Origin of the sequence: Streptomyces iranensis, from assembly GCF_017874715.1 — a bacterium.
In the GTDB taxonomy this organism is placed as follows: domain Bacteria; phylum Actinomycetota; class Actinomycetes; order Streptomycetales; family Streptomycetaceae; genus Streptomyces; species Streptomyces iranensis.
Genome location: NZ_JAGGLR010000006.1, coordinates 51101 through 61606, shown reverse-complemented (window position 1 = coordinate 61606; position 10506 = coordinate 51101). Strand labels below are relative to the sequence as shown.

General features: G+C 73.5%; 1 protein-coding gene. It reads left to right on the top strand.

Annotation, left to right across the window (positions count from 1 at the left end):
* The first annotated feature begins 46 nt into the window (after positions 1–46).
* Positions 47–10504, top strand: a complete 10458-nt coding sequence (locus J2Z30_RS12115; protein ID WP_044575056.1) for a type I polyketide synthase — start codon at positions 47–49, stop codon at positions 10502–10504.
* Positions 10505–10506 lie beyond the last annotated feature (2 nt).

Sequence of the window (10506 nt, the reverse complement as noted above, 5' to 3'; positions counted from 1 at the left end):
GTGATGACCGCCCTCAATTCAACCGACCTCAGGAGGTGACGTTTCCGTGGCTAGCGCGAACGAAGAGAAGCTTCTCGACAATCTGAAGTGGATGACCACTGAGCTGCGCCGGGCCCGTCGCCGCCTGACCGAGGTGGAGGCGGACGCGCAGGAACCGATCGCCATTGTGGCGATGAGCTGCCGTTTCCCCGGTGGCGTCGGTTCGCCCGAGGATTTGTGGCAACTGGTCGCGGAGGGCGGCGACGCCATTTCCGGATTCCCCGCCGACCGCGGCTGGGACATCGAGGGACTGGCCGATCCGGACCCCGACCGCAAGGGCACCTTCTACAACAGCGGTGGCGGATTCCTCGACGGCGCCGCCGAATTCGATCCGGGATTCTTCGGCATTTCGCCGCGCGAGGCGCTGGCCATGGACCCGCAGCAGCGGCTGCTGCTGGAGACGTCCTGGGAGGCGTTCGAGCGCGCGGGCATCGACCCGACGTCCGTCAAGGGCAGCCGCACCGGCGTGTATGTGGGCGCCGCGGCCATGGGCTACGGCTCCGACGTCCAGGGCGCGCCGGAGGAACTGGAGGGCCTGCTGCTCACCGGCGGCGCCACCAGCGTGCTGTCCGGCCGTATCGCCTACACCTTCGGCCTCGAGGGCCCGGCCGCCACGATCGACACCGCGTGCTCGTCGTCGCTGGTCGCACTGCACTGGGCGGCCCAGGCGCTGCGGCAGCGCGAATGCTCGCTCGCCCTCGTCGGCGGCGTCACCGTGATGCCCAACCCCGATGTCTTCGTGGAGTTCAGCCGCCAGCGCGGCCTCGCCCCCGACGGCCGCTGCAAGTCCTTCGCCGCCTCGGCGGACGGCACCGGCTGGTCCGAGGGCGTCGGCGTGCTGCTGGTCGAGCGGCTGTCGGACGCGCGCCGACACGGCCACCAGGTGCTGGCCGTGGTGCGCGGCAGCGCGGTGAACCAGGACGGCGCGTCGAACGGTCTGACGGCGCCGAACGGCCCCTCCCAGCGGCGTGTCATCCGCCAGGCGCTGGAGAACGCCCGGCTCTCCGCCGCCGAGATCGACGTCGTCGAGGCGCACGGCACGGGCACCACGCTGGGCGACCCCATCGAGGCGCAGGCGCTGCTGGCCACCTACGGCCAGGAGCGGCCCGAGGGGCGGCCGCTGTGGCTGGGCTCGCTCAAGTCCAACCTGGGCCACGCCCAGGCGGCGGCGGGAGTCGCGGGCGTCATCAAGATGGTCATGGCGATACGCCACGGCCTCATGCCCAGGACCCTCCACGTCGATGAGCCCTCCCCGACCGTGGACTGGACGGCGGGCGAGGTGTCCCTGCTGACCGAGGCCCGTCCCTGGGACGAGACCGGCAGGCCGCGCCGGGCCGGTATCTCGGCCTTCGGCGTGAGCGGCACCAACGCCCACACCATCCTGGAGCAGGCCCCCGATCAGGAGGAGGCTCAGGAAGATTCTCCGGAGCCGGACGGGGACGCCACCCCGGCCGCGAACGCCGCGCCGGTCACCACCAACGTGCTGCCGTGGCTCCTCTCCGCCAGGAACGCGGCGGCGCTGCGCGACAACGCCCGGCACCTCGCCTCCCGTCTCGACCGCGAACCCGCCCTCGGCACCGCCGATGTGGGCCACTCACTGGCCACCGGCCGGGCGGCCCTGGAGCGCCGCGCGGTGCTCGTGGGCGAGGACCGCGCCGGACTGGCCGCCGGTCTGGAGGCACTGGCGCGGGGTGAGTCCGCGCCGGGGCTGATCGAGGGCGCGGTCGTCGAGGGCGAGACGGCGTTCCTGTTCACGGGGCAGGGGAGTCAGCGGTTGGGGATGGGGCGTGAGCTGTACGACGCGTTCCCGGTGTTCGCGGAGGCGCTGGATGAGGTGTGTGCGGAGCTGGATCCGCATCTTGAGCGGCCGTTGCGGGATGTGTTGTTCGGGGATGATGCGGCGGTACTGGATCGGACGGGGTTCACTCAGCCTGCGTTGTTCGCGGTTGAGGTGGCGTTGTTCCGGTTGGTTTCGGAGGCGTGGGGGCTGCGGCCCGATTTCCTTTCCGGGCATTCGATTGGTGAGCTGGCTGCCGCGCATGTGGCGGGTGTGCTCTCTCTGGCTGACGCCGCGAAGTTGGTTGCGGCGCGTGGGCGGTTGATGCAGGAGCTTCCGGCGGGTGGCGCCATGATCGCCGTCCAGGCGTCGGAGGACGAGGTGACGCCGCTGCTCAGCGAGCGGGTGTCGATCGCCGCGCTCAATGGGCCGTCGTCGGTGGTCGTCGCGGGTGATGAGGACGCGGCTGTCGCGATTGCTTCCGGTTTCGAGGCGCGGGGTCGTAAGACCAAGCGGCTCACGGTGAGCCATGCGTTCCATTCGCCACGTATGGACGGGATGTTGGAGGCGTTCCGTCGGGTGGCGGAGGGGCTGTCGTACGAGGCTCCGAAGATTCCGATCGTGTCGAATCTGACCGGTGGTGTGGTGTCCGCCGAGGAGATCACGACTCCCGACTTCTGGGTGCGTCACGTCCGCGAGGCCGTGCGCTTCCTCGATGGTGTGCGCACTCTCGAGGCCAAGGGCGTCACCACCTTCATCGAGCTGGGCCCGGACGGTGTGCTCACCGCGATGGCGCAGGAGTGTGTGACCGAATCCGCTTCCGACGCCGCGTTCATCTCGGCGCTGCGCAAGGACCGCCCCGAGGCCGAGGCGCTGACCACCGCCGTCGCTCGCGCCCATGTGCGCGGTGTGGCGGTGGACTGGGCCGGATACTTCGCCGGTAGGGACGCCCAGCACGTCGATCTGCCGACGTATGCCTTCCAGCATGAGCGGTTCTGGCTGGAGCCGGGCGCGGCCTCCGTGGGCGATGTGGCGTCCGTGGGCCTGGAGTTGGCGGGGCATCCGCTGCTGGGTGCCGCCGTGCCGCTGGCGGAGACCGATGGGCTGGTGTTCACGGGACGGCTGGGTGTGGATACGCATCCGTGGCTGGCCGACCATGTGGTGCAGGGCGCGGTGGTGCTGCCCGGCACGGCGTTCGTGGAGCTTGCCGTCCGCGCCGGTGACCAGGTCGGCTGCGATCTGCTCGACGAGCTGACCCTGCACGCCCCGCTGGTGCTGCCCGAACGCGGTGGCGTGCGGCTGCAGCTCACCGTCGGCGCGCCCGATGGCGCCGGTCGGCGGCCCCTGGCCGTGCTGTCCCGCGCGGAGGACGCCCCGGCCGAGGAGCCCTGGACGCGACACGCCGACGGTGTGCTCGCCACGGGCGCGCCCCGGCCGTCGTTCGCGCTGACCGCGTGGCCGCCGCAGGGCGCCGAGGCGGCCCGTACCGAGGAGCTGTACGCGGCGCTCGCGGACGGCGGGCTGCGGTACGGCCCGGTGTTCCAGGGGCTCACGGCCGCGTGGCGGCGCGGGGACGAACTCTTCGCCGAGGTCCGGCTGGACGATTCCGCCGCCTCCGACGCGCAGGCGTACGGCCTGCACCCGGCGCTGCTCGACTCGGCGCTGCACGCGCTCGGCCTGGACGGCCTGGGCGACGGCGACGGCCAGGGGCGGCTGCCGTTCGCCTGGAGCGGTGTGTCGTTGTACGCGAGCGGCGCCTCGGCGCTGCGGGTACGGCTGCAGCTGCGTGGCGCGGACGGTGTCCGGCTGGAGATCGCGGACGCGGCCGGTGCGCCGGTCGCGGCCGTGGACTCGCTGGTGCTGCGCGCCGTGTCGGCGGAGCAGGTGCGGGCCGCGCGGGCGGCGTACCACGAGTCGCTGTTCCGCGTGGAGTGGACCGAGCTCCCGGCGGGGGCGGGAGCCGGCGCGCCCGGCGGCGGTCGCTGGGCGGTGCTGGGCACGGATGCGTTCGGGTTGGGTGCCACGGCATACGCGGACCTCGCGGGGCTGGGCGAGGCCGTCGATTCCGGAACGGCGCTGCCGGAGTACGTAGTGGTGTGCCCGGCACTTGAACACTCGGGTGCGGCAATTCAAGCCCGTCCGGCGATTGAGGACACGCCCGAAGGGCGTACCCACCCGCACGCAGACGGCGCGGTACTCGAATGCCCGGGTGCGGCATCTCCGGCCCGTCCGGCGCTTGAGGACCGGGGCCAAGGGGCGGAGCCCATTGTTTCGGGGAGGGGCGGGGTGGGGGAAAGCCCCTCGCCCGCCACCACGGCGCATCAGGCCACCACTCAGGTGCTGGGACTGCTTCAGCAGTGGCTGGCCGACGACCGCTTCACGGACTCACGTCTGGTCCTGCTGACCTCGGGGGCCGTGGCCATCGAGGCCGGTGAGCCGGTGGCGGACCTCGCGGGCGCCGCCGTCCACGGTCTGCTGCGCACGGCGCAGGCCGAGAACCCGGACCGCTTCGTCCTCCTGGACATCGACGGCCAGGACGCGTCGCTCGCGGCGCTTCCGGCCGCGCTGGCGGCGGGCGAGGAGCAGCTGGCCGTCCGCGCGGGTGTGGCCCGTGTCCCGAGGCTGGCCAGGGTGCCGGTCGCGGAAGGGACGACCACCGGGAACACCTTCGACCCCGAGGGCACGGTGCTGGTCACGGGCGCGTCCGGTTCGCTGGGCGGGCTGGTGGCCCGGCATCTGGTGGCCGAGCGTGGCGTACGGCGTCTGCTGCTGGTGAGCCGTCGTGGCGGCGAGGCCCCTGGTGCGGAAGAACTCCATGCGGAGCTCGCCGAGTTGGGCGCCACGGTCAGCTGGTCGGCGTGTGATGTGGCCGACCGGGACGCGCTTGCCGCGACCCTCGCGACCGTCCCCGGCGAGTATCCGCTGACGGCGGTCGTGCACACGGCCGGTGTACTGGACGACGGTGTGATCGGCTCGCTGACGCCTGAGCGCATAACGCACGTCATGCGCCCGAAGGTGGACGCGGCCTGGAACCTCCACGAGCTCACCCGCGAGCTGGACCTGACCGCCTTCGTGCTGTTCTCCTCCGCCTCGGGCGTGTTCGGCACCCCCGGTCAGGGCAACTACGCGGCCGCCAACGCCTTCCTCGACGCCCTGGCCGCACACCGCCGCGCCGAGGACCTGCCAGCCGTCTCGCTTGCCTGGGGCCCCTGGGCGGGCGCCGGGATGGCCGGTGGCCTGGACGAGTCCGACATCAGCCGGATGCGGCGCGCCGGACTTCCGCCGCTGTCCCCGGCGGAGGGCCTGGCGCTTCTGGACGCCGCGCTCACCACGGACGAGGTGGCACCGGTCCCGATGCGCGTGGACGCCGTGGCGCTGCGCGCCCAGGCCGCGGCGGGCGCGCTCGCGCCGCTGCTGCGCGGGCTGGTGCGGGTCCCGGTGCGCCGCGCGGTGGACACCGCCGCGGGTGGCGGTTCCGCGCTGGCGGAGCGGCTGGCCGGGCTGAGCGCGGCCGAGCGGGACCGGCTGCTGCTGGACCTGGTCCGTACGCAGGTGGCGGCCGTCCTCGGCTATGCGGGCCCGCAGGCCGTTGAGGAGGGCCGGGCGTTCAAGGACCTGGGCTTCGACTCCCTGACCGCCGTCGAGCTGCGCAACCTGCTGCGCGAGGCCACCGGGCTGCGGCTGCCGCCGACGCTCGTCTTCGACTACCCCACCTCGACCGCCCTGGCGGGCCATCTGCGTCAGGAGATCGCGGGGGATCCGGCCGACGGAGACGTCCCCGACCGGGTGATCAGCGCGGTGGACCGCGACGACCCGATCGCGATCGTCGCGATGAGCTGCCGCTTCCCCGGCGGGGTGCACTCGCCCGAGGAGCTGTGGCAGCTGCTGGTGGCCGGTGACGACGCCATCACCCCGTTCCCGGCCGACCGCGGCTGGGACCTCGCCACCCTCTACAGCGACGACCCCGACCTCGAGGGCACCAGCTACACCCGCGAGGGCGGCTTCCTGCACGACGTGGCCGACTTCGACGCCACGTTCTTCGGGATCTCGCCGCGTGAAGCCCTCGCGATGGACCCGCAGCAGCGGCTGCTGATGGAGACCACCTGGGAGGCGTTCGAGCGGGCCGGGATCGACCCGGCCGCGCTGCGCGGCAGCCGTACCGGCGTCTACATCGGCTCCAACGACCAGGACTACCTGACCCTGTGGCTGAACGAGCCGCAGGGCCTCGAAGGCCACCTCGGCACCGGCAACTCCTCCAGCGTGGCCTCCGGCCGTCTCTCCTACGCCTTCGGGCTCGAAGGCCCGGCGGTCACCATCGACACCGCCTGCTCGTCCTCGGTGGTGGCGCTGCACCTGGCCGCACAGGCGCTGCGCACCGGCGAATGCTCGCTCGCGCTGGCCGGTGCCGTCACGGTCATGTCCACCCCGGGCGCCTTCCTCGAGTTCAGCCGGCAGCGCGGACTGGCCGCCGACGGCCGCGTCAAGGCGTTCTCCGGTGACGCGGACGGCACCAACTGGTCAGAGGGCGTAGGCCTGTTCCTGGTGGAGCGGCTCTCCGACGCACGCAGGAACGGTCACCCGGTGCTCGCGATCCTCGGCTCCACTGCCATCAACCAGGACGGCGCGTCCAACGGCCTGACGGCGCCCAACGGCCCGTCCCAGCAGCGCGTCATCCGGCAGGCCCTCGCCAACGCCGGGCTGTCGGCCACGGACATCGACGTCGTGGAGGCCCACGGCACCGGTACGACGCTGGGCGACCCGATCGAGGCGCAGGCGCTGCTCGCCACCTACGGCCAGGACCGGCCCGGGGACCGCCCGCTGTGGCTGGGCTCGGTGAAGTCCAACATCGGCCACACCCAGGCCGTGGCGGGCGCCGCCGGCATCATGAAGATGGTCATGGCGATGCGGCACGGTGTGCTGCCGCGGACCCTGCACGTCAGCGAGCCTACCCCGCACGTCGACTGGACCGCCGGGGACATCGAGCTGCTGACCGAGGCCCGGCCCTGGCCGGAGACCGGCCGTCCGCGCCGCGCGGGCGTGTCGTCGTTCGGCTTCAGCGGCACCAACTCGCACGCCATCATCGAGCAGGCCCCGGCCATGGACGCGGTCTCCGCGCCCGCCCCGGAGCGGTCCCTGCCCGTCCTCGCCTGGCCGGTCTCGGCCCGTACCGAGGACGCGCTACGGGCCCAGGCCACACGGCTGCGCCCCTCCGTGGCCACCGCCGGGGCCGACGGTCCGCGCCCGCTCGACCTCGCGTACTCCCTGGCCACTTCGCGTGCCGCGCTGGAACACCGGGCCGTGCTGCTCGGCCGGGACGGCGACCTCCTCGGCGACCAGCTCGCGGCGCTGGCCGAGGGGCGTGGCGCGGCGGGGCTCGTTCAGGGTTCGGCGGCCGGTGGCAAGGTGGCGTTCCTGTTCACGGGGCAGGGCAGCCAGCGGCTGGGGATGGGGCGTGAGCTGTACGACGCGTTCCCGGTGTTCGCGGAGGCGCTGGACGCGGTGTGTGCGGAGCTGGACGCGCATCTTGAGCGGCCGTTGCGGGAGGTGCTGTTCGGGGATGACACCGAGACGCTGGACCGGACCGGGTTCACTCAGCCCGCGCTGTTCGCCATCGAGGTGGCGCTGTTCCGGCTGGTGGAGGCGTGGGGTCTGAAGGCGGACTTCCTGTCCGGCCACTCCATCGGTGAGCTGGTCGCCGCGCATGTGGCGGGTGTGTTCTCGCTCGCGGACGCGGCGAAGCTGGTGGCCGCGCGTGGCCGTCTGATGCAGGAGCTGCCCACTGGTGGGGCGATGATCGCCGTCCAGGCCTCCGAGGACGAGGTGCTGCCGCTGGTCAACGAGCGGGTCTCGATCGCCGCTCTCAACGGGCCCACTTCCGTGGTCATCGCGGGTGACGAGGACGCGGCTGTCGCGATCGCTTCCGGTTTCGAGGCGCAGGGCCGTAAGACCAAGCGCCTCACGGTCAGCCACGCCTTCCACTCCCCGCGCATGGACGGCATGTTGGAGGCGTTCCGTGAGGTGGCGCGGGGGCTCACATACGAATCCCCGCGCATCCCCATCGTGTCCAACCTGACCGGCGAGCTGGTCTCCACCGAGGAGATCACCAGCCCCGACTTCTGGGTGCGCCACGTCCGCGAGGCGGTCCGCTTCCTCGATGGCGTACGGACGTTGGAAGCCCAGGGCGTCACCACCTACGTCGAGCTGGGCCCCGATGGCGTCCTCACCGCCATGGTCCAGGAGTGCGTCACCGACGCCGGCGCGGCCGGTTCCGCCGCCGCGCTGCGCAAGGACCGCCCCGAGGCCGAGACCGTCACGACCGCGCTCGCCCAGGCGTATGTCCGGGGTGCCGAGGTGGACTGGGCCGGATACTTCGCCGGGACCGGCGCACACCGCGTCGACCTGCCGACGTACGCGTTCCAGCGCCGCCGCTACTGGCCGGACACCGCCCCGGTGGCCGGGACCCCGGCCGAGGGCGCCGTGGACGCGGTGGACGCGCGGTTCTGGGAGGCCGTGGAGCGCGAGGACTGGGAGTCGCTCGCCGGTGAGCTGCGGGTCGAGGGCGACCAGCCGCTCAGCGCGGTGCTGCCCGCCCTGTCGTCGTGGCGCCGCGCCCAGCGCGAGCGGTCCGCCGCCGACGGCCACCTCTACAACGTGATGTGGAAGCCGCGTCCGCAGGGCGGCCCGTCGGGTGCTCCGGTCCCCTCCGGCACCTGGCTGACCGTCGTCCCGGCGAGCCACGCCGACGACCCGCGGATCACCGCCGTGGCCGACGATCTGACGCGGCGCGGCCTACGGGCCGTCACGCTCGAACTGGACGCCGTGGACACCGACCCCGCCGCCCTGGCCGACCGTCTCGCCGCGGCGTCGGCCGACGGCCCGGTGGCCGGGGTGCTGTCCCTGCTGGCGCTGGACGAGCGGCCGCATCCGGAGCATCCGGCGGTGCCGGTCGGCCTCGCGCTGACCGGTGCGCTGGCCGATGCGCTGGCGCGGCGGGGTGACGACGCCCCGGCGCGGCTGTGGTGCGCCACCCGGGGCGCGGTCTCGACCGGCGGCGCCGACCGGCTGGACAGCGCCACCCAGGCCCAGGTGTGGGGCTACGGCCGCGTGGTCGCCCTGGAGCAGCCCGAGCGCTGGGGCGGTCTGGTGGATCTGCCGGAGACCGTGGACGAGCGGGCACTGGACCGGCTCGCGGCCGTACTCGCCGGGTCGGACGACGAGGACCAGGTGGCGATCCGCGCCACCGGGGTCTTCGTACGCCGCCTCGTCCCGGCCGCGCGCACCGCGGCCACCGCGGCGGCCGAGCCCTGGACGCCGCGCGGCACCGTGCTGGTGACCGGGGGCACGGGCGCCCTGGGGCGGCATGTGGCCCGCTGGCTGGCGGATCACGGTGCGGAGCGGCTGGTGCTGCTCAGCCGCCGTGGCCCCGACGCGCCGGGCGCGGCCGAGATCGTGGCCGAACTGTCCGGCACCGACACGGCGGTGACCGTCGAGGCGTGCGATGTGGCCGACCGCCCCGCGCTCGCTGCGCTGGTGGAGAAGCTGGCTGCCAACGGCACCCCGGTCCGGGCCGTGGTGCACTCGGCCGGGATCTCCCAGGAGCCCGGCACCGGCACCGAACTCCCCGAGTTCGCCCGGATCGTGGCGGCCAAGACGACCGGTGCGGTCCACCTCGACGCGCTCTTCGGCGCGGACGCCGACCCGCTGGACGCCTTCGTGCTCTTCTCCTCGATCGCCGGGGTGTGGGGCAGTGGCGGCCAGGGCGCGTACGCGGCCGGAAACGCTTTCCTCGACGCGCTGGCCGAACAGCGCCGGGCCCGTGGCCTGCCCGCCACCTCGGTGGCCTGGGGCCCGTGGGCGGAGGGCGGCATGGCCGCCGAGGGCAACGCGGAGGAGCAGCTGCGCCGCCGTGGACTGCCGCCCATGGCACCGGAGTTGAACATGGTCGCCTTCCAGCGGGTGCTCTCCCGCGAGGAGACCGCCGTGACGGTGGCCGATGTCGACTGGGAGCGTTTCGCCCCGGCCTTCACCGCCGCCCGCCCCCGCCCGCTGATCGACGATCTGCCGCAGGTGGCCAAGGCCCTGCGCGGCGGCGGCGACGGCGAGCCGGCGGACACGGCGGCGGCCGAAGGCGCGTCGGGCCTGCGCGAGCGGCTCGCCGGGCGGTCCGCGGCCGAGCGCGAGGACGCGGTGCTGGAGCTGGTCCGCAGCCATGTGGCCGGCGCCCTCGGCCACGCCTCCGCCGACGAGGTCGAGGCCGGGCGCGCCTTCAACGAGCTGGGCTTCGACTCGCTCACCGCGGTCGAACTGCGCACCCGGCTCGGCGCGGCCACCGGCCTCAAGCTGCCCGCGAGTCTGGTCTACGACTACCCGACACCGGCCGCGCTCGCCGAGCACCTGCTGACCGAGCTGGTCCCGGACGGCCCCGGCCACGGTCCCGGCCACGCCCTGTCCGACGTGGACCTCGATCCGCAGGACGTCGAGCTGCGCCGCACCCTGGCCACCATCCCGATGAGCCGGATCCGGGAGGCCGGACTGCTGGACACGCTGCTCCGGCTGGCCGATCCACAAGCCGCCACTTCCGACCCCAGCCGCGCCGAGGACGAGGCGGAGTCCATCGACGAGATGGACGTCCAGCACCTCATCGACATGGCGCTCGACCTCGACAGCCTCGACGGCAACGATTCCTGACG